The 18,894-nt window shown below is 68.0% G+C and carries 14 protein-coding genes and 7 pseudogenes; 10 read left to right on the top strand and 11 right to left on the bottom strand.

The features are described 5' to 3' along the window. Positions 1-94 precede the first annotated feature (94 nt). Positions 95-196: pseudogene (locus LGI35_RS46310) on the bottom strand (SDR family NAD(P)-dependent oxidoreductase); the annotation flags it as partial. A gap of 288 nt (positions 197-484) precedes the next feature. Here LGI35_RS46310 and LGI35_RS00530 point away from each other — a divergent pair. From LGI35_RS00530 to LGI35_RS00520, 3 genes are all read left to right on the top strand, one after another. Continuing rightward, positions 485-1,369: a helix-turn-helix transcriptional regulator gene (locus tag LGI35_RS00530; protein WP_227291615.1), complete on the top strand. Its 885-nt coding sequence runs from the start codon at positions 485-487 to the stop codon at positions 1,367-1,369. Positions 1,370-1,537: 168 nt separating this feature from the next. Next, the gene (locus LGI35_RS00525; RefSeq protein ID WP_227291614.1) at positions 1,538-2,053 is read left to right on the top strand and encodes a winged helix-turn-helix domain-containing protein; all 516 of its coding nucleotides are present in this window, start codon (positions 1,538-1,540) and stop codon (positions 2,051-2,053) included. Continuing rightward, on the top strand, positions 1,951-3,102 hold the full coding sequence (locus LGI35_RS00520) for a transposase (RefSeq protein ID WP_227300159.1): 1,152 nt from the start codon (positions 1,951-1,953) through the stop codon (positions 3,100-3,102). The genes LGI35_RS00525 and LGI35_RS00520 overlap by 103 nt, the downstream gene beginning before the upstream one ends. A gap of 251 nt (positions 3,103-3,353) precedes the next feature. Here the strand turns inward: LGI35_RS00520 and LGI35_RS00515 are convergent, their stop codons facing one another. Next, positions 3,354-3,941 carry a hypothetical protein gene (locus LGI35_RS00515; protein WP_227291613.1) on the bottom strand — a complete coding sequence of 196 codons (588 nt, stop codon included), beginning with the start codon at positions 3,939-3,941 and terminating at the stop codon, positions 3,354-3,356. 519 nt (positions 3,942-4,460) lie between these two features. Between LGI35_RS00515 and LGI35_RS00510 the strand changes: the two are divergent. From LGI35_RS00510 to LGI35_RS00500, 3 genes and pseudogenes are all read left to right on the top strand, one after another. Continuing rightward, a pseudogene (locus LGI35_RS00510) lies at positions 4,461-4,797 on the top strand (DUF2267 domain-containing protein); the annotation flags it as partial. A gap of 108 nt (positions 4,798-4,905) precedes the next feature. Next, positions 4,906-5,262: pseudogene (locus tag LGI35_RS00505) on the top strand (DUF2267 domain-containing protein); the annotation flags it as partial. Between the two features lie 1,173 nt (positions 5,263-6,435). Beyond that, positions 6,436-6,771 (top strand): MerR family transcriptional regulator, encoded by a 336-nt coding sequence (locus LGI35_RS00500; RefSeq protein ID WP_227291612.1) that lies wholly within the window; start codon positions 6,436-6,438, stop codon positions 6,769-6,771. A gap of 627 nt (positions 6,772-7,398) precedes the next feature. Here LGI35_RS00500 and LGI35_RS00495 read toward each other — a convergent pair. From LGI35_RS00495 to LGI35_RS00475, 5 genes are read right to left on the bottom strand one after another with little or no spacing between them, the layout of a single operon-like run. Continuing rightward, positions 7,399-8,331, bottom strand: coding sequence for a glutaminase (locus LGI35_RS00495; RefSeq protein ID WP_227300158.1), 933 nt, complete (start codon positions 8,329-8,331; stop codon positions 7,399-7,401). Positions 8,332-8,367: 36 nt separating this feature from the next. Then, positions 8,368-9,780, bottom strand: coding sequence for an aspartate ammonia-lyase (gene aspA, locus LGI35_RS00490; RefSeq protein ID WP_227291611.1), 1,413 nt, complete (start codon positions 9,778-9,780; stop codon positions 8,368-8,370). A gap of 32 nt (positions 9,781-9,812) precedes the next feature. Continuing rightward, complete coding sequence (locus LGI35_RS00485) at positions 9,813-10,829, bottom strand: asparaginase (protein WP_227300157.1); 1,017 nt, start codon at positions 10,827-10,829, stop codon at positions 9,813-9,815. Positions 10,830-10,840: 11 nt separating this feature from the next. Further along, entirely contained in the window at positions 10,841-12,292 is a 1,452-nt protein-coding gene (locus tag LGI35_RS00480; RefSeq protein WP_227291610.1) for an amino acid permease, read from the bottom strand. Beyond that, positions 12,289-12,966, bottom strand: a complete 678-nt coding sequence (locus LGI35_RS00475; protein ID WP_227300156.1) for a FadR/GntR family transcriptional regulator — start codon at positions 12,964-12,966, stop codon at positions 12,289-12,291. Before LGI35_RS00475 ends, LGI35_RS00480 begins: the two co-directional genes overlap by 4 nt. A gap of 84 nt (positions 12,967-13,050) precedes the next feature. Here LGI35_RS00475 and LGI35_RS00470 point away from each other — a divergent pair. Further along, a pseudogene (locus LGI35_RS00470) lies at positions 13,051-13,221 on the top strand (carbohydrate kinase); the annotation flags it as partial. A 352-nt stretch (positions 13,222-13,573) separates the two neighbouring features. On the opposite strand, the gene LGI35_RS00465 reads toward LGI35_RS00470, so the two are convergent. Further along, the gene (locus LGI35_RS00465) at positions 13,574-13,753 is read right to left on the bottom strand and encodes a DUF6381 family protein (protein WP_227291609.1); all 180 of its coding nucleotides are present in this window, start codon (positions 13,751-13,753) and stop codon (positions 13,574-13,576) included. A 653-nt stretch (positions 13,754-14,406) separates the two neighbouring features. Between LGI35_RS00465 and LGI35_RS00460 the strand changes: the two genes are divergently transcribed. Continuing rightward, positions 14,407-15,261: an aminoglycoside phosphotransferase family protein gene (locus LGI35_RS00460; RefSeq protein ID WP_227291608.1), complete on the top strand. Its 855-nt coding sequence runs from the start codon at positions 14,407-14,409 to the stop codon at positions 15,259-15,261. A gap of 77 nt (positions 15,262-15,338) precedes the next feature. Here LGI35_RS00460 and LGI35_RS00455 read toward each other — a convergent pair. Beyond that, a pseudogene (locus LGI35_RS00455) lies at positions 15,339-15,470 on the bottom strand (transposase family protein); the annotation flags it as partial. Between the two features lie 46 nt (positions 15,471-15,516). Between LGI35_RS00455 and LGI35_RS46305 the strand changes: the two are divergent. Next, positions 15,517-15,714, top strand: a pseudogene (locus LGI35_RS46305) (GNAT family N-acetyltransferase); the annotation flags it as partial. Positions 15,715-15,745: 31 nt separating this feature from the next. On the opposite strand, the gene LGI35_RS00450 reads toward LGI35_RS46305, so the two are convergent. Beyond that, a protein-coding gene (locus LGI35_RS00450) for an IS3 family transposase (RefSeq protein ID WP_227291607.1) occupies positions 15,746-16,920 on the bottom strand; the annotation gives its coding sequence in 2 pieces (ribosomal slippage) (positions 15,746-16,653 and positions 16,653-16,920; 1,176 coding nt in all). A gap of 71 nt (positions 16,921-16,991) precedes the next feature. Between LGI35_RS00450 and LGI35_RS00445 the strand changes: the two are divergent. Further along, a pseudogene (locus LGI35_RS00445) lies at positions 16,992-17,285 on the top strand (GNAT family N-acetyltransferase); the annotation flags it as partial. A gap of 232 nt (positions 17,286-17,517) precedes the next feature. Here the strand turns inward: LGI35_RS00445 and LGI35_RS00440 are convergent. Continuing rightward, complete coding sequence (locus tag LGI35_RS00440) at positions 17,518-18,780, bottom strand: ROK family transcriptional regulator (RefSeq protein ID WP_227291606.1); 1,263 nt, start codon at positions 18,778-18,780, stop codon at positions 17,518-17,520. Between the last annotated feature and the right edge of the window lie 114 nt (positions 18,781-18,894).

Below are 18,894 nucleotides of genomic sequence, written 5' to 3'. Positions count from 1 at the left end.
GGAGCAGGCAGCCAGCGCCATCAGTAGTGCAGCTGCCGGGGCGGTACGAAGCAGAGTCCGTCGCTGTGCGAAGAGCATGGCGTGGTCAGTCACATCACTCGGGCATGGGCTCGGCGTAGTGCCGGAACCCATTCCGCTCGGTGTGCAGCGCATACAGGCGTTCGGCCAGCGCGGCCCGACTGGAGTGGCCGGCGTCCCGGGCGGATCGCATCGCTCGAGTGCAGGATCTTCGGGTCGTCCAGCGTCTCGAAGCGGACGTCGCCGGGGCATGGATCACTGCTCCGCGCATCAGGGGGCTCCTTCACGTGCTGAGGCGGCGAACCGCCCTTACGTCGATGCAGCGCGGGCCCAGTCACGATTCGTGGCCGACTGGAGGCGCCGCGGATTCCAGGTAACCGGCTTCCCGCGCGCACAGCGAGTCACCAACAAGGGGTGTACTGCCAGTACATCGCTGTGGCCACGTGCCGGACGTACCGTCGATAGCGTGGACAACCAAGCAGAGGTCCGCGAGTTCCTGACCTCGCGACGAGCGAAGATCACCCCAGAGCAGGCGGGCCTGCCCTCCGGCAGCCGGCGCCGGGTGCCCGGCCTGCGCAGGAGTGAGGTCGCCGCGCTGGCCGACATGAGCGTGGAGTACTACTCGAAACTGGAGCGCGGCAACCTCGCCGGCGCCTCCCCAGCCGTCCTGGAGGCGCTCGCCCGCGCTCTCCGGCTCGACGACGCCGAACGCGCCCATCTGCGCAATCTCGCCCACGCGGCCGACGGCTCCGACGCGCTCACCCGCCCCCGGCGGCGTACCCCGCAGTGGAAGGCGCACCGCAGCCTGCAATGGGTCCTGGACGCCGTCACCGCCGGCCCGGCCTTCGTGCGCAACGGCCGCATGGACCTGCTCGCCACGAACCAGCTCGCCCGCGCGTTCTACGACGACGTCTACGCCACACCCCACAACCAGGCCAACCTGGCCCGCTTCAACTTCCTTGACCCAGCCTCCCGCCGCTTCTACCCCGACTGGGAGCAAGCCGCCGACGTTGCCGTGTCGATCCTGCGCACCGAAGCCGGCCGTAATCCCCACGACAAGGGCCTGCACGACCTCGTCGGCGAACTGTCCACCCGCAGCGACGAATTCCGCACCCGCTGGGGCGCCCACAACGTCCGCCACCACGGCACCGGCACCAAACGCTTCCACCACCACGCGATCGGCGAACTCACCCTCGCCTACGAAGGACTGGAGATGGCCGCCGAACCCGGCCTCACCCTCACCGTCTACACCGCCGAACCCGGCTCCCCCTCCGACGAAGGCCTGCGGCTCCTCGCGTCCTGGGCCGCCACCCAGAACTCTGACGCTGCGTGGCCCATGTCCACGAGCTGATGGGTCCGCCCACACTTCAGCGGGACACCTGCTCCTTTGCCGTGTCACGTATGTGAGAGCACCACAGGTCACAGACTCGGCGTACCCACACCAACCTGAGACAGGACACTACTGATCTTTTCGTAAGTTCGGTGGGTGTGGTGGCCGTGTGGGTGGGAGGCTGTCGGCGTGGCTTATCAACCTTCCCCTTCGGTTGCCGGCTCCTCCCTTCCTCCTTTGTCGCGGCCTCAGTTGGCGGAGGCGCGTCGTCTGCGGGCAGTCGAGTTGTTCGAGGACGGCGTCTCGAATGCGGAGATCGCGAGGGCGGTGGGGGTGTGTGCCGAGAGTGTGCGGCGTTGGCGGCGGGTGTGGGAGCAAGGCGGTGCTTCAGCCCTGCGGCGACGGGCAGCCACCGGACGTCCACCCAAACTGGACGACACCCAGGTCGAGATGGTCCGGGCCGCGTTGGAGCAAGGAGCCCAGGCTCATGGTTTCGAGGCCGACCTGTGGACCCTGGAACGAGTCGGCGCGGTCGTCACCCGGACAACGGGGGTGGTGTTGTCGAGGGCGTCGGTATGGCGGCTGCTGACCGGCCGGCTCGGATGGAGCCTTCAACGGCCCGAGCGGCGGGCTGTCGAGCGGGACGAATCGGAGATCGCCCGCTGGATCGCGCACGAGTGGCCGCGCATCAAAAAGGGGCCGTGAACACACGTGCCTGGATCGTCTTCCTCGACGAATCAGGCGTCTCCCTGCTCCCTCAGATCCGCCGCACCTACTCGCCCCGAGGGCGGACTCCGCTCCTGCGGCACCGCCTGAACTGGAAGCGTGCGTCGATGCCCGGGGCCTTGGGCTACCACTCCACCGACCCCGATCGCGGGGCCCGCCTGTGCTTCCACCTCAAGCCCGGCAGCTACGACACCGCCGGACTCATCGAGGTCCTGGAGCAGATGAAGGTGTTCTACCGCGGCGAGCAAGTGGTCCTGGTCTGGGACGGCCTGTCCGCCCACTGGAGCCGGGCGATGCGGGCCTGGGTCGCCGAACAGGACTGGCTCACCCTGGAACGATTACCCGCCTACGCTCCCGAGCTGAACCCGGTGGAACTGCTGTGGTCCTCACTCAAGAAGCGTGAACTCGCCAACCTCGCCGGCGACCACCTCGCCGATGTCGCCGACGCCACCGAGCAAGGCATCCACCGCATCAACACCAACCCCCGACTGCCATGGTCATTCCTCGCCCATACCGGCCTGACCATCCGCCCACCACACCCACCGAACTTACGAAAAGATCAGTATTGCTCGTGCTTACGGCCGACTCAACGCCGAGACCGTCGGCCACGCCGACATCTACCGCACGCGACGGATCTTCCTCGGACCGATCGACCGCCGACAGACCACGTGAGTCGGCTCGTCCGGCACAGGGGCGAGGCACATGGACACGCCACAGCTCTCGGCGCACCCATCACCGGACAAGCCGAGGCCGAACTCAGTGCCGCTCTAGCTGAGTTGAGCGACCCCGGCCCGTTCCTGGCCCTCAGTAACGGTGACGCGGAGACCAATAACATCCTCCTCCACGAATCCGGCCCCGCCGACGCCCGCCTGATCGACTTCGAGTCCGCCGGCTACGCCCTCGTCGACGCTGCCTGCCTGCATGTCCCGGGTCTGGCGTGGATGACCGTGGGCGACCCCATCGCCACCGGTCTTGCTGACCACTACCGCCACGCCTTTGCCGATGGCGTGCCCCGAGGCCGAGGATGACCGGCGGTACGGATTCGGCCTGGCGGCAGCCTGCATGTCCTGGGCGATCATCCGTTTGCAACGGTTCGTCTTGCTCGACACCCGCGCGCCCGGCGACGACAGCAGACCCCAGCTCGTCGAGCCGCTGGAGGCCGCAGCTTGCACCGCCACGGCCCATCGTGCCTTCCCCCCTCACCAGCTGGGCTCTTCGCACAGCCGACCTGCTGCGCCGGTCGGACGCCGTAAGAAGCGCCGGGGCTGAGCCGTCCGGTTCATGTTTGTTGGGCTACTGCCATCGTGAATTCATGACGGAGGCGGTCAGAACGCTCTCGGGCTTGCTCCCATCTCCTGCGAAGGCCATCGCCCGTGGGCTGGGGGCCTCCTTTGATCGCTTGTACTTCTTCCTTCAGCGATCGATGGACGGCCTGGGCTTTACTGAAGAGTGATTTGTCGAAGTGTCCAATCCTTCGGGCTGCCCTCTCAGCCTTGTTGAGAGCCGTGTTGACGGTACGCCAGGAAACGTCTGAAGCTTCCGATTCGCCTGCTGGCGTGGCTACGTCCTCGTAAACATCATTAGCAACGGGCCATTCGTCCCACGACATCTGTGCGTCGTACACAGCGTTGGAGGGGTGTCGCCGGGACCGCAAGAGCGCGGCTATCTGATTGGCGAAGTCATCTTGCAGCACGTCGCACGCCGTTTCGAAGACCTCGCAAGCCTCAAGTAGCTTCTCTTTGCGCTGTGTCAGGACTTCTTTGCGCTTGGAATAGACGGGCGTAAAAATGACGCCGGCCAGGGCGACGAGGGAGATACCCAGAGGGACCCAGATGGTGGACGCATCTGACGCGGCGAAGAGAGTCATCCCAACAGTGTGCCCATGCGTTATGGCTGACCGTCTACCAACTGCCTGCCTATGCACCCGAGTTCAACCCGGCCGCCACCTCGGTGACGGTCTTCCCGGAGGAGCGGTTGGAAGTCGAGGCTGGTCTTGGCGATGAGGCCGTCGCGCGGTGCGAAACGACGGACATGAGATCGGCATCGAGCGGCGGCCGGCACCGCCAGACGCACCCCCCAGGGCCGTACCCTGGTTCTGGACGTGCTGCCCGCGACCTTCCCGTGGGTGCGCTACCTCCCCGCACACGACGTACGCGCCTTCTCCGTCGAGCTAATCGATGCGCTCGGGGGACCGCAGCCACTGAGCGACACGGGCAGGGATCCCACGGGTGACCGCAGCCGGATTCGCGCGTTAGCCTGCGCGTTTCACTTGGGCTTTGGTCCGGATCATGAGCGGTACCGCGAAAGTGCCTTCTGAGCTGGGACGATGAACCTTGTCGAGGGGTTCTGTCGGTCCTAGCGGAAGGCGCTTTCTGCGTGCAGGGTATCCCCCCAGGAAGCCGAGCGGGCCGCGCGTACCGTTCTGGCGCTGCTGGGCGCCCATCTGGTGGGTGAGGTCCGGGCCGAGCTGGCCGCCCGGCTTCCGGAGACCTTCGCCCTGATCCTGCTCAACCCGCTGCAGGCCACCGAGCCGCTTTCACCCGAGCGGTTCGTGCGGGCGACCGCGGCATGGATCGACGGAGCCACCGAACAGACCGCGGGCCTGGGACGTCAGCGCCGTGCTGAGCGTGGCCGCCGATGCGGCCGGCGAGGACTTCACCCACCGCATCCTGCTCCAGCTGCCCCCGGGCTACGACCTCCTCTTCGGCCATCCCGAGACCTGAGCCCCGGAGAGCGACACCCCCTTTGGCCACGAAAGGCACACCAACCGATGCTCCCGCTGGATGAACCGGCTCCTGCCCGGCCTGGCATGTCGTTTCATCAGGTGCTGGAGCGCCTGCCCCACCCGGGAGCGGGCCGAGGAGGTGATGCGGGCCGTTCTGACGGCGCTGGGCCGTCAGCTCACTGGCGACGAACGCGTCGAGCTCGCCGCCTGCCTCCCCATCGAGGCCGCACGCGTCTTCGCCGGCCAGGTCCCCGGCTGTCAGCCACTCACCGGCTGAGGCTTCGTCAAGGACCTGCCCGCCCGCACCGGGACCACCCTTGCGACCGTCCGCTGGGATACCGGAGCCGTTCTCACCGTCGTCGGTGACCTGGCCGGCCCTGGCCTGCTGGCCCGTATCCTCACCCGGCTCCCGCCCGGATACGCCCTGCTGTTCGGCCGGGCCGAACTCACTCGAGCTGCATAACCCTGCCCGGCCCGGGGGAGATGCCGCTGCGGCGACCTGGCGCAACGGTGGTGGAGCAGCGGGACGACGTTGTCGCAGCTCGGCGGTACCTCGGCCCGGGGTCCTGACCGGGCTGACTCGCCTTGCCCATACTCAGCCGTGCCGGTGTCTGCGGAATGCTCCCAGACCGGCCCGGGGCCCTCTTGACAGTCACTGACCGGTACGTGGTGACCGCGTCCGCGTTGGGCTTCCGTGTGGCAGCGCTTCGTGAGCCAAGAGCTCGGCGAGGGCTGCCTGCGATCAGGCCCGAACGACTGCAAGGGTCGGCAGCGCAGCCATCCGGGCCCAGCGGAGGGTCGTCAGTGCAGGTGACTGGCCCTGCTCTCACCCCTCCACTGCGCGGGGGCCGAATACCTACCCGCCGACACGCAGAAATCTATGTTGGCCGCAGTAGACATTGGGTGGCGGCGTAGTTATGGTTTCTCTCGTAGCCAGAAGTCAGCAAGGCCCGGCAGACACGAACTGCCGGGTAGCGGTACGGAAGTTGCAGTTCGCAGGACGGTGCGGTGGTGGAGTTCCGGAGCCAGGGTTGTTGCAGGACGGCGACGGGGCTGACGACCGGACCGGGTGGCCCGCAGTGATCAGGGGCCGCCGGCGGGGCCGCGGTCAGCAGGGGCGGTTCCCGTGAGTGCAGTTCGCGGTACCCAGCAGTGAATCGGTGAGCAGTACCTCGGTGAAGGCGTCGGCTGCGGGCGCGCGCACCGGGAGGTTCGGCAGTGGGGTTCTAAGCCAGAGCAGATGCACGATGGGCGACGGGGCTGGCTGCCGAAAATGTGGCGCTGTCACAGGTCACAGAGCAGTTTGCATCACCAGCAGTACGCAGTAGAGCAGTGCCAGCAGTATGAAGTCCCCCCGTTTTGTAAGTGGTTGATCACCGAGGGAAGAACGGAGGAACGAGCGCCATCAGGATCGCCCGGGCGGAGTGTTGAGCCCGGGTACCGCAGGACATCGATAGTGAGGTGGTCTCCGGTCAAGCAACCGCGATCCCCGCACCCCCGACAACTCCCAGGTCGGGGCGGCGGACACAGAAGGCCGGCGCAGTTCCAAGGCCGGCAGATGGTGTAGATGTTCCTTCGGGGCCCTGGTGCCATATGGCACCAGGGCCCCTCAAGCGTGTTCCACGGAGAGGTGCAAATGACAGCAGATGACTCGTTCGACCGTCTCGAGGACGAGGACTACCCCGCCTACACGATGGGCAGGGCCGCCGAAATGCTCGGCACCACCCAGGGCTTCCTCCGCGCCATCGGCGAAGCCCGCCTCATCACCCCGCTGCGCTCCGAGGGCGGCCACCGCCGCTACTCCCGCTACCAGCTGCGCATCGCCGCCCGCGCCCGGGAACTCGTCGACCAGGGCACTCCCATCGAGGCGGCCTGCCGCATCATCGTCCTCGAGGACCAGCTCGAAGAGGCCCAGCGCATCAACGCCGAATACCGTCGCGCCGCCGAATCGGGTTCACCGCCCGCGGGCTGAGGCGACATTGGGCCATCGCGCGCCGGCAGATCCCGCACGCACCTGCCGGGGGACGCGGCGTGTGGGCCCGTTCCTGATGGTGACAGCGTGTGAGGGCGTGTGGCGTGCCGTGCCCTTGGGATTGGTGCAGATCAGCTCACGCGTCTCGATCCGGGACACCTGCCCGCCCCGCTCAAGCGGCTTCGCCGCCTGCCGGGATCTGCGTTCTCCTCGTCTGGGCATCAGACCGCCTGCCGTTCCGCCAGACGGCTCGCGTAGTCGGCGTAGGTCTTGTTTGGTCGTTTCACTCCGCGATCGCCCTCGCAACCAGCAGGTCCGCCGGATGTAGCGCAGAGACCGCATCGTGGAGCTGGTGTGCAGGTGTCCGAGCAGCCGCTGAACGATCAGCAGGGCGTTGAGGTTGGCGCAGCCGCCAGGTGCTGCCCACTCTGATCAACGAGGTCGACGACTGCCAGGATCTGTCGATCCCCGGCTTGGACGGGAACCCTCGTCGGCCGGAAAGGAGGTGTGAGTGAGGTTCTCGGAGATCTGCCAGATGCGTTTCGCGTCGCCCTCGCCTGCCGAAGGACAAGCGGACTCTGGCGAACGCGGACGCCGCGATACGCCAGGCCCGCAAAGAGATCGGGCTCAGAACACCGACAGCCCCGTCAGAGTCGTGAAGCGGTCCAGGGCCGCGACGCCCGCCACCGAGTTGCCTCGCTTGTCGAGTCCCGGGCCCCACACGGCCAGCGTGCAGCGGCCGGGCACGACCGCCACAATGCCACCGCCGACGCCACTCTTACCGGGCAGTCCCACGCGGTACGCGAACTCGCCGGCCGCGTCGTAGGTGCCGCAGGTGAGCATGACCGCGTTGACCTGCTTGGCCTGGCTGCGGGTGAGCAGCCGGGAGCCGTCGGCGCGGATGCCGTGCCGGGCAAGGAACCCGGCGGCGAGCGCGAGATCGGCGCAGGACGCCTCGATGGAGCACTGGCGGAAATACTGCTCCAGCAGCGCGGGCACCGGGTTGTCGATGTTGCTGTACGACGCCATGAAGTGGCCCAGTGCCGCATTTCGGTCGCCGTGCGCGGCCTCGGAGGAGGCGACGTCCCTGTCGAAGGCGAGCTCCGGGTTGCCGCTCTCTGCGCGCAGGAACTCCAGCAGGATGCCGGCCGCGTCACCGGTCTGGGTCTGCAGGCGGTCGGTGACGACGAGGGCGCCCGCGTTAATGAAGGGGTTGCGGGGGATGCCGTTCTCGTACTCCAGCTGCACCAGGGAGTTGAACGGGTTACCAGAGGGTTCGCGGCCCACGTGCTCCCACAGCTCGTCGCCCTCGCGGGCCAGGACGAGGGCTAGCGTGAAGACCTTGGTGAGCGACTGTGTGGAGAACGGCTGCTGCCAGTCCCCAACGCCGTACACCGTGCCGTCGAGTTCCGCGACCGCCATGCCGAAGCGGCGCGGGTCGCAGGCGGCGAGCGCCGGGATGTAGTCGGCAGGCCGCCCACGGCCCGGCGTCTGTTCGATCTCGGTGGCGATGCGTTCGAGGACCGGCTGGAAGGCCAGCGGCGACGTCGTGATCACTATTTTGCCTCCCGGCCGGTCCTGGTGCGCGTTCGTGGTTCAGGCGTGCGCAGAGCCGCTGCCCGCGAGGACTTCCGGACGCAGCAGCTCGGCGAGCCGCTCGGCCGGCAACAGCCCCTTCTCCAGCACGAGTTCGGCGACGCCGCGTCCGGTGGCGAGGGCCTCCTTGGCGATGTCGGTGGCAGCCGTGTACCCGATGTGCGGATTGAGGGCGGTCACCAGGCCGATGGAGTTCTCGACGGCCGCGCGCAGCCCCTCGGTGTTGGCGGTGATCCCTACGACGCAGCGCTCGGCCAGGGTCAGGCAGGCGGTGCGCAGATGCGTGATGCTCTCGGACAGGGAGTGCAGGATGATCGGCTCGAAGGCGTTGAGCTGGAGCTGTCCCGCCTCGGCCGCCATGGTGATGGTGACGTCGTTGCCGATCACCTCGAAGGCGACCTGGTTGACGACCTCGGGGATCACCGGATTGACCTTACCGGGCATGATGCTCGAACCGGCCTGCACCGGCGGCAGGTTGATCTCGTTGAGGCCTGCGCGCGGCCCGGAGGAGAGCAGGCGCAGGTCGTTGCAGCTCTTGGAGAGCTTGACGGCGATCCGCTTGAGCACACCCGACATCTGGACGAAGGCGCCGCAGTCCTGGGTCGCCTCGACGAGGTTCACGGCGGTCACCAAGGGCAGCCCGGTGATGTCGGCGAGGTGGCGGCGCGCCGCCTCGGCGTATCCGGCGGGGGCGTTGAGGCCGGTGCCGATGGCAGTGGCGCCCAGGTTGATTTCATGGATCAACTCGACTGCCTCGTCAAGACGGCTACGATCCTCGTCAATCATGACGGCAAACGCGGAGAATTCTTGACCGAGCGTCATGGGTACCGCGTCCTGCAACTGTGTACGGCCCATCTTGAGCACATGGCGGAACTTGACGGCCCTGCCGGCGAAGGCGTCCTGCAGTACAGCCATCGCCTTGAGCAACCCGCGCACCGCGAAGACGGTCGCTATCTTGACTGCGGTCGGGTAAACGTCGTTGGTCGACTGGCTCAGGTTGACGTCCTCATTGGGGTGCAGGAACTCGTACTGGCCCTTCTCGTGGCCCAGCAGCTCCAGCGCCCGGTTGGCGACGACCTCGTTGGCGTTCATGTTCGTCGAGGTGCCGGCGCCGCCCTGGATGACATCGACGACGAACTGGTCGTGCAGCTTGCCCTCGCGGATCTCGCGGCAGGCCTCGACGATGGCGGCCGCCTTGTCCGGGGCGAGCAGGCCGAGTTCCTCGTTGGCGCGGGCGGCGGCCTCCTTGACAGCGGCGAGGGCGTCGATCAGGTGCGGGTAGGCGGAGATCGGCGTTCCCGTGATGGGGAAGTTCTCCATGGCGCGCAGGGAGTGAATGCCCCAGTACGCCTCGGCGGGGACGTCGCGGTCGCCGAGCAGGTCGTGCTCGCTGCGGTGGGATGCGGCGGTCATGGCTGTGCGGGCCTCTTTCGGAGGTGTGTGGATCAGGTGTACGTGGGGTGGGTGAGCGGGGCGAGCGCACGGGCGGGCCGGATGCTGCCGACCACCTCGCCGCCGCCGAGGAGCGGGGCGGTCGCGAACTCGGCGAGTGCGGCCGGGTTGACTCCGCAGCGCGCGAGGGCGGCCGCGGCCACCGGGACGCGTGCCCGGTCCGCGCCGTCGGCGATCTTCACGGCGACGGCCCGGCCGTCCGGGAGCGCGGCGACCTGCACGCCTTCGAAGCCGTCCTTGGTGAGCAGCCCCGGCACGGCCCGCATCAGCGCGGAGACGTCCCGCCCCGATCCGGAGGCCATCTCGGGGTGCTCGCGCATCGCGTCGGCCACCATGGCCTCGGGGGTGCCGGGCGCGGCGGTGACGATGCGGGCGGCGGCGCGGGCGAGGCCGTGCAGCGAGACAGAGAACAGGGGCGCGCCGCAGCCGTCGACGGTCACCTGGGCGATCTGCTGTCCGGTGAGGCCCTCGACGATCTCCGCGATGGCCTGCTGGAGGGAGTGGGCCGGGTCGAGGTAGTCGTCGAGGGACCAGTCGTTGAGCTGCGCCGTGTAGAGCATGGCCGCGTGCTTGCCCGAGCAGTTCTGTGCGAGGCGGGAGGGCAGCCGCCCCCCGCGCACCCAGTCCTCCCGGACGACCGGGTCGAAGGGCAGGTCCGTGACATTGCGCAGCTGGACCTCCGACAGACCGGCCTGCTCCAGGATCCGGCGGGTCCCGGCCAGGTGCCGCTCCTCGCCGGAGTGGCTGGCGGCGGTCAGCGCGAGCAGTTCGCCGTCCAGCGGCAGCCCGGTCCGCAGCATCGCCACGGCCTGGACGGGCTTGAGGGCCGAGCGCGGGTAGAAGGCGGCCTCGATGTCGCCGATCTGAAGGTCCACGCTGCCGTCGGCGCCCAGCACGACCACCGAGCCGTAGTGGATGCCCTCGATGACACCGCCGCGGACAAGGTGGGCGACCGGCGCGTGGAGCGGTTCCCGGATCACCGGGGCCTCGGCCACCGAACTTCCGTACATCACTGCCTGGTTCACGCGTCCGCTCCGTCGCGCATCCCTGCCACCCGGCGGCGCACCCCGTACCAACCCGCGACGAGCGCCGCCGCGATCAGCGGCAGACACAGCACGGTCGTACGTCCCGCGCCTCCGTCGGCGTACATCAGCACCAGCACGGAGACCAGGAAGACGATCGTCACGATCTCGGTCCACGGCGAGCCGGGCAGGCGATAACTGGGCCTGGTCAGCTCGCCGTTCTGGGTCTTCTGCCAGAACATCAGGTGACAGAGCATGATCATGCCCCAGGTGGAGAGGATGCCGATCGCTGCGAAGTTCAGCACGATCTCGAAGGCGTCGGCGGGGACGACGAAGTTGAGGCCGACGCCGATGACGCAGATGCCGCTGGTGAGCAGGATGCCGCCGTAGGGGACCTGACTGCGGCTCATCACGCCGGTGAACCTGGGTGCCGAGCCGGACATCGCCATGGAGCGCAGGATGCGGCCGGTGGAGTACAGGCCGGAATTGAGGGACGACATGGCCGCGGTGAGCACGACCAGGTTCATGATGCCGCCCGCGGCGGGGATGCCAATGTTCGACAGCACGGTGACGAAGGGGCTCTGGGCGGCGCTGTATGAGCTCCAGGGCAGCAGCATCGACAGGAGGACCACGGAACCGACGTAGAAGAGGCCGACGCGCCACATGATCGAGTTGATCGCCTTGGGCATGATCTTCTCGGGGTTCTCGGTCTCGCCCGCCGCGACGCCCACCAGCTCGACGGAGGCGTAGGCGAAGACGACGCCCTGGACGATCAGCAGCATCGGCAGCAGGCCGTTGGGGAAGATGCCGCCGTTGTCGGTGATCAGGGACGGGCCGGGGCTGTGGCCGTCAACGGGGTGCTGGGTGACCAGCAGGAAGACGCCGATGAGCATGAAGACGACGAGCGCGCTCACCTTGATAATCGCGAACCAGAACTCCAGTTCGCCGAACATCTTCACGGATATGAGGTTCACGGTGAGGACGACGGCGAGCGCGATGAGCGCGATCACCCACTGCGGGATGTCGGAAAACATGCCCCAGTAGTGGGTGTAGACGGCCACGGCGGTGATGTCGGCGATGCCGGTGGTGGCCCAGTTCAGGAAGTACATCCAGCCCGCGATGTACGCGCCCTTCTCGCCGAGGAACTCACGGGCGTACGAGACGAAGGCGCCCGACGACGGGCGGTACAGGACGAGTTCGCCGAGCGCGCGGACGACGAGGAAGGCGAAGAGGCCGCAGACCGCGTAGGCGACGAAGAGGGAGGGCCCGGCGTCGGCGAGGCGGCCGCCGGCGCCGAGGAAGAGGCCGGTGCCGATGGCACCGCCGATGGCGATCATGTTGACGTGCCGGGACTTCAGGGACTTGCTGTAGCCCGCGTCTCCGGCGTCGACGTGTCCGGAGGCCGGCTTCTCGCTACGCAGGGCGTCTTGCTGAAGGGATCGCTCGCTCACGCCTGGGGTCCGCCTTCCGCGGGTGGGGCCGCGCGCTCGGGGCGCACGATGGAGGTGAGGGTGGTCTGGACGCGGTCGAGATGGTGGGCCATGGCCTCCACCGCGTCGTGTTCGCTGCCGTCCATGAGGGCCTCGACGATCGCCCGGTGCTCGCGGTTGGACTGCTCGCGGCGGCCGCCGAGTTCGTTGAGGAAGGCGGACTGGCGGCCCAGCGCATCGCGGATCTCCTCGATGACCCGGCGGAACACCGGGTTCTGCGAGGCCTCGGCGACGACGATGTGGAACAAAGTGTCCATGGCGACCCAGGCGGTGGTATCGGTCTCCCGCTCCATCCGCTCCAGGAGGTGGGTGAGGTGGTCGAGGTTCTCCGGGGTGCGCCGCACCGCCGCGTACCCGGCGACCGGGATCTCGACGTGGCGGCGCACTTCGAGGAGGTCGCTGGCCGCGTAGTCCCCGAAGGTGGGGTCCTCGACCGCGTTGGCGACCACGAAGGTGCCCTTGCCGGTGCGGGACACGGTCAGCCCCATCACCTGCAGGGCCCGCAGCGCCTCGCGCAGTACCGGTCGGCTGACTTCGAGGCGGCGGCAGAGCTCCGCCTCGGAGGGGAGCTTGTCGCCGATGGCGTACTCGCCGCGCTCGATGGCGCCGCGGAGGTGGGTGAGTACCGCTTCCATCGCGCTGACGCGCCGCGGCACCGACCCACCTGTCTGGCTGTCTGACAGGTTCACGCGAGTGATCCTGCGCGCAACGGGACGGGGCTGTCAAGGGGGGCAAGGGCGTTGTCCGTCGGCACGTGCTCGCTCGTCCTCGAACCGGCTGCGAGCGCGTATGAGCACCTGATGCGGCGCGAGTCCGCGCGGGGCGTCTTCGTCGCCCTCGACCCGAACATCCGCGCCGGTCTGATACCGGACGCGGACGCCTACCGGGCACCGCTTCCGGGCCGCCGATGGCGATGCGTGGGCGGTTTCGTTTGGGCGGAGGTTGCGTCTCCAACGGCGGAGGGCCCGGCCCGGCTTTCGCCGAACCGGGCCGGGCCACCTGTTCTTCGTACGCCGCCGTGATCGACAGGTAAAGGAGCCACGGCACGGGCGGCCCCGGATCATCCGGTTGCTCCTGAACCGGAGCCGGGACGGCTGGGCGGTACTGCCTTTGTCGGTGTCTCTGGCGGCGGAGGCGTTGTTCTTGAGCGGAGACAGCAGTGACCGGCCGGGGGCCTCTCGCGTGCCCGGAAGGCCACGGAGGCCGGCCACCGGCCGGTGTCTGTGTTCGGAACTGCCAGGACTACATCGGGTCGATGTCCCGCTTGCCCGTACCGCCTGCGTGCTCGCTCTGCTCCTTGAGCTCGCGGGCCTTGTCCTTCAGACGCTGACGCTCCTGCGGGTCAGTGGCGCGTTCCGCGGCCTGTTCCAGGTCCGCAGCCCGAGCACGCATCTCACGTCCGGACTCGCCTGCAGCGCTCATGATCACTCCTTGGGTGACGGGGGAAGAGCGGGCCACACCAGCGAAACAGGACCCGTCACCCCCGGCATCTCGATCAATCACCCACCGTTATCTACGCAGTTGGGAAAGCCCTCGCGTAACGGCTTGCGTGCCGGGCTCTGCTCATGTTGCGGGGTGCCTTGCTCAGTGGCTCCGGTCCCACGGGATCGGATGCGAGACCGTTGGCGTCGGCCGGGGTGTTGGCGCGCCATCGCCATACCTGCGTGGTCACTCGAATGGCGGGGTCGCGCATGCGGTGGCAGGGGCGGTCGCGTGAGGATCAGCGAGAGCCCTGCCCGGAGCGTTCGCGCCTCTTCCAGCCGGGCGGGTGGCTCCGTCCACCTTCAGCGACAGCGTTTGTCGATGAGTTTCAGCAGCAGTTGACCGTCCATCTGTCGGGGACTGTTCACGAGTTTGGGAGTCCCTCCGGTCCACCGAGGCCCGGCGCCATGTCTTGATCGTCACTCCAAGCGGTGTCATCCGCGGTCGGGGTTCTCATCGCTCATCTCGACGCTCTGTTATTGCCGTCGAAGCGTTGCTGGGCGTCCTGATACGTTCTGTGACCTGCGGCGACGAACGGGGATGTGGTGGACGGGATAGCTTTTGTACCGCGGGAGGTTCGTAGCCGGCTTGTCGTGCGCTTCGGACCGGAAGTTTTGGGCTGGTGTGATCAACTGCCAGCTCTGGTGGATCAGCTGGCGGCTCGCTGGAGCCTGACTGTCCTCGCGGGGGGCGGAGGTGGCACCTCACGGGTGTTTCACTGCAAGCAGCAGGCTGACGGGGCAACTGTGTGGCTGAAACTCACCCCCGACCTCGAGATCGCCTCCGCGGAATCAGAGGCACTGCACGCCTGGGCCGACACGCCGTCGGTTGTCCAACTGCTGGCGGAGGATCTTACTGTCGGGGCCCTGCTGCTGGAGGGCGTGAAGCCGGGAGTCCCGGTGAGGCAGCTCAGCTGGAGTCTTCCTGAGGTCGCAGCCCTGCTGCGGGAACTGCGCATTCCTTCCCCTGCTCGCGGACAGGGTTCTGTGCTGCAGCCGCTTGCGCACCGAGTGGACTTCCTCTTCGAGCTGACCGACCGCCGGCTGGCGGGTGCCGGTCTGAGCGAGGTGTTTGACCCGGCGGTGCTCAACCGGGCTCGCGCAGCCGCCCTGGATCTCGCCAGCGGCGGCACGGTGGGACTCGTGCACGGTGATCTTCATCCGGCCAACGTGCTGTCCGGGCCTGGGCAGAAGATGGTCGCGATCGATCCCCGGCCTGCGCTCGGTGACCCTGATTTCGACGCTGTGGACTGGGTGATGGCGGGAGTGGAGGAGCTCGCCGAGCTGGAGCGGAGGGGCGAGGAATTGGCGGCGCTGGTTCCCGGCCAGTCTTCCGGTCGCGTACTGGCCTGGTGCCGCGCTGTTGCTGTCATGAATGCGGCCTCCAGGCTCTGCGCGGGTCGGAACGACGCCGAGACCCGGTTCCTGTTGGCGCTGGCTCGCGGCTGAGCGATGGGCGTTTGAGTCAGCCCGGGTTCGCAACCGCCCTCTCAACCGAACAACATCGTCAGCTTCCGCGACAGGCGTGCCTGGACGATGCCATGGGCGCGGGCCGCGGTCAGATCGTGGGTACGGCCGGGCAGGGCCTGGGAGAACCACAGTGGTGTGCCGTTCGCGGAGGCGATGACCTGCACATTCATGCCATGCCGCTTGTGCTTCTTGTGAGGCGTCGGCGTGGATGCTGACTGACCGGAGGTACTGAAGATGATCGACGTTGTGCTGAAGCTGTCAGCCCGTGATTTGGTGCATGCGGACCTGGCGTCGTGCGGGTGGGCAGGGTCTGACCACCACTTGGCCGGCGTCGCCAAGCAGTTGGAACGTGCACGGACCGGTGAGGTCGACTACCTAGCGGTCTGCTCTGCAACGGACATCCCTGTGGCGAAGGGCGGCGTCGACTACCAGGGGCTTCCCCCTGAGCCGTAGACACCGTTTGCTATGCGGCAGTGGTCAGCGTAACCATTCGCTGTTCGAAGGCGATCGGGCTGACCTGGCCGATCGCTGAATGCCTTCTCCTGGTGTTGTAGCGAGTGATCCACCGGAATACCGCGAGGCGGGCCTCGCGTACTCCCGGCCAGCGCTTCCGGCCCTGAAGGGTCTCTCGTTTCAGGGCCGCGTTGAAGCTCTCCGCCGCGGCGTTGTCCGCGCTCGTCCCGACCGCCCCACGAGAACGGATCACGCGGAGTTTGCGGCATGCCTTGGCGAAGTCCTTCGAGGCGTACTGGGCTCCGTTGTCGCTGTGGAAGACCGCCCCGACCAGGTCACCGCCGCGGGTGCGGGCGGCGGCTTCGAGGGCGTCGGTGACCAGCTCGGTGCGCATGTGATCGGCGATCGCCCAGCCCGCCAGCCGCTTCGAGCAGAGGTCCAATACCGTCGCCAGATAAAGGAACTGGCCGCCACCGATGGGCAGGTAGGTGATGTCGCCCACGTACTTGGTGTTCGGTTCGCTCGCGGTGAAGTCGCGCTGCAGGAGGTCGGGGACCTTGGTCGCGTCCGGGGCGGGCACCGTGGTGGTGACCTTCCTGCGTAGGCGCACGCCGACAATGCCGGCCTCGCGCATCACGCGCTCGACGCGCTTGTGGTTGACCTGCCAGCCCTCGGCCCGGAGCTCGGTGGTGACCCGCGGGGAGTCATAGGTGCCGTCCCATTCGGTGTGGATCTCGCGGATCTTCCCGGTCAGCTCGGCATCCGACCGGGCCCGCTCGGCGCGGGCGCCAGCGACGGACCGCCATCGGTAGTAGCCGGAACGGGAGACTTCCACGACCCGGCACAGCCGCTTCACTCCGAAGGTGTCGCGGTGATCATCGACGAACTGGAAGCGGCTCACCAGTTGGTCTCGCCCGCGAAATACTTGGCCGCCCGGCGCAGGATCTCGCGCTCAAGCTCCAGCTCGCGCACCTGCCGGCGCAGGGCGGCGATCTCGGCGTCCTTGTCCGCCTCCGCCCGCGCGGACGGCGCTTCGGCCGTCTCGGCTGCCTTGATCCACAGGCGGAGCGTCTCATGGTTCACGCCCAGGTGCTTGGCCACGGCCGCGACGGGCCGCCCCGGGCTGGAGCGGTACAGCGCGACGGCGTCGGCCCGGAACTCAGCCGAGTACTTGTAGGTCCCCAACTGGAACTCCTGATCTCTGGAACTTCATAGATCCAGTGTCCAGGGTGTCCACGACCAGGGGGAAACCTCCCCAGGTCAAGGAGGGCGTCGGCACTTTGTGGCAGCTGGCAGTCCACCCCGCATTGCAGTCGTGTGGGATCGGCACGTTCCTTGTCGAAGCCTCAGAACTGCGAATCAGGAATCGCGGTCTGCGGCAGGCGGAGCTGGCTGTGGAGGAAAGCAACCCCCGGGCGCGTGCGCTCTACCAGCGACTGGGCTATGTCGCGTACGACCGCCAGCCGGACTCATGGGACGAACAAGCCCCTGATGGATCGTTGCGCCGCTACGAAACGATGTGCACGTTGATGCGGAAGCAACTCTCATAGGCTCAGCCACGGCCGCCACCTCCAAGTTCGTCAGCCATGGCGGCTCCTCGGATCCGGCCAGAAGCTGCGAGTCGCGGAGTGGCTCATCGCTGCGCTGGTGGTCGGGTAGCTGGACCGAGTGGAAGCCGAACGGATGTGGTGAGCCTGATGGTGGGTATCTGGCTGCGCGAGCCGCGGCACCGTGGGTGGAAGTGACCGCAGACGTATGGCCGCACGGGTGCTGGCCGACGCGTCAGCGCGCCGGGCCGAGCAGCCGCCCCACTCCATCCTGGCTGAAGGCCTGCTGGACCGCGAGGACGACCGCGCCGATCAGGCCGGCCCGCTCGCCCAACTGACTGGTCGTGATGACCAGTTTGCGGGTGGCCAGGGAGAGGGCGCGCCGGTAGACCACGGCGCGGATCGACGCGAGCAGCTCGTCACAGGCGTCGGCGATCGGGCCGCTGAGTACGAGAGTGCGCGGGTTGAAGGCGAGGACCAGCATGGCCACCACCTCGCCGATCTCCACACCCGCCCGGGCCACCTCGTGTAGGGCCTGGGCATCGCCATTGGCCAGACGTTCGCAGAGCAGCCGCAGGCCGTGGGCGGGATCGTCCGGAGTGTGTTCCGGGATGTCCAGTGCGGTGAGGATCGCCCGGCAGGAGGCGACGGCCTCCAGACAGCCCGTCTTGCCGCAGGCACACAGCACCTCGTCATGCCCCGGCATGTGGGTGTGCCCGACGTCGCCCGCCGCGCCGTCCGCACCCCGGTGCACGGTTCCTTCCGCGGTGACCAGGCCCGCGCCGATGCCGGTGCCGACGCTCAGGCAGAGCAGCGGGGCATCGCCACCGGTGCCCCGCTCGGCCTCGCCGAGGGCCATCAGATTGACGTCGTTGTCGACGAGGGTGGGCGCGCCGAGGAGTTCCGTCATCCGGGCGGCGACCGGAAACCCGTCCCAGCCCGGCATGATCGGAGGGCGTACCGGGCAGCCCCGGACGAAGTCCACCGGGGCGGGCAGGCCTACCACCACCTGGCGCACCGGACTGCCGGTGCGGCCGTGTTCGGTCAGCAGCGTACGGACGTGTTCCGCGACGGTCGCAAGGAGCGTGTCCGGTCCTGTCTCCACCCGTAGGTCGAGCGTGTCGCGGGCGATCAGGTCGCCGTTGAGGTCCGTGACCGCGACGCCGGTTGACTCCGGGCTGACGAACACCACGGCGAGCGTCCCGGCCTCCGGACTGATGGTGAGGGTGCGCGGCGGCCGCCCTCGCACCGACTGACCCACCACCGTCTCGGTGATGATGCCGCGCCGCAGGAGTTCGTCGATCTGCTGGCCGACCGTGGAACGGGCGAGCCCTGTCCGCCGGGCGATGTCGGCCCGGCTCGCCACCTCGCTCTTCGCGATCAGCGTCAGGACGGTGTGCAGCGCCACCGGAACCGGCTGGGTCGGTGTGCCCGGAATTTCGACGGGGGTACGGCCAGCGGCCGGGACAGCCGGACGGTGCTCGCGCTCTTTATGCATGAACACAAACTAAAGAAGGCATCTTGTGGTCGTCCAGAGCCTGAACAAAGCTCTCCGTAGAACGGGGTGGCCGAAAAGCGCTCAGCAGGACGCAATTACCGACGGCGACACAAC

This window comes from Streptomyces longhuiensis (assembly GCF_020616555.1).
Taxonomy (GTDB): domain Bacteria; phylum Actinomycetota; class Actinomycetes; order Streptomycetales; family Streptomycetaceae; genus Streptomyces; species Streptomyces longhuiensis.
The sequence above is the reverse complement of the archived record's forward strand: the minus strand, read 5'-3'. Positions and strand labels throughout refer to the sequence as shown.

Bases quoted from the DNA above. Each gene is read 5' to 3' on its own strand.
- LGI35_RS00485 (WP_227300157.1), bottom strand. From the start codon at position 10,829: ATGTACGGAAGTTCGGTGGCCGAGGCCCCGGTGATCCGGGAACCGCTC.
- LGI35_RS00515 (WP_227291613.1), bottom strand. From the start codon at position 3,941: ATGACTCTCTTCGCCGCGTCAGATGCGTCCACCATCTGGGTCCCTCTG.
- LGI35_RS00440 (WP_227291606.1), bottom strand. From the start codon at position 18,780: ATGCATAAAGAGCGCGAGCACCGTCCGGCTGTCCCGGCCGCTGGCCGT.
- LGI35_RS00520 (WP_227300159.1), top strand. From the start codon at position 1,951: ATGGAGCCTTCAACGGCCCGAGCGGCGGGCTGTCGAGCGGGACGAATC.
- LGI35_RS00500 (WP_227291612.1), top strand. From the start codon at position 6,436: ATGACAGCAGATGACTCGTTCGACCGTCTCGAGGACGAGGACTACCCC.
- LGI35_RS00475 (WP_227300156.1), bottom strand. From the start codon at position 12,966: ATGGAAGCGGTACTCACCCACCTCCGCGGCGCCATCGAGCGCGGCGAG.
- LGI35_RS00465 (WP_227291609.1), bottom strand. From the start codon at position 13,753: ATGAGCGCTGCAGGCGAGTCCGGACGTGAGATGCGTGCTCGGGCTGCG.
- aspA (WP_227291611.1), bottom strand. From the start codon at position 9,780: ATGACCGCCGCATCCCACCGCAGCGAGCACGACCTGCTCGGCGACCGC.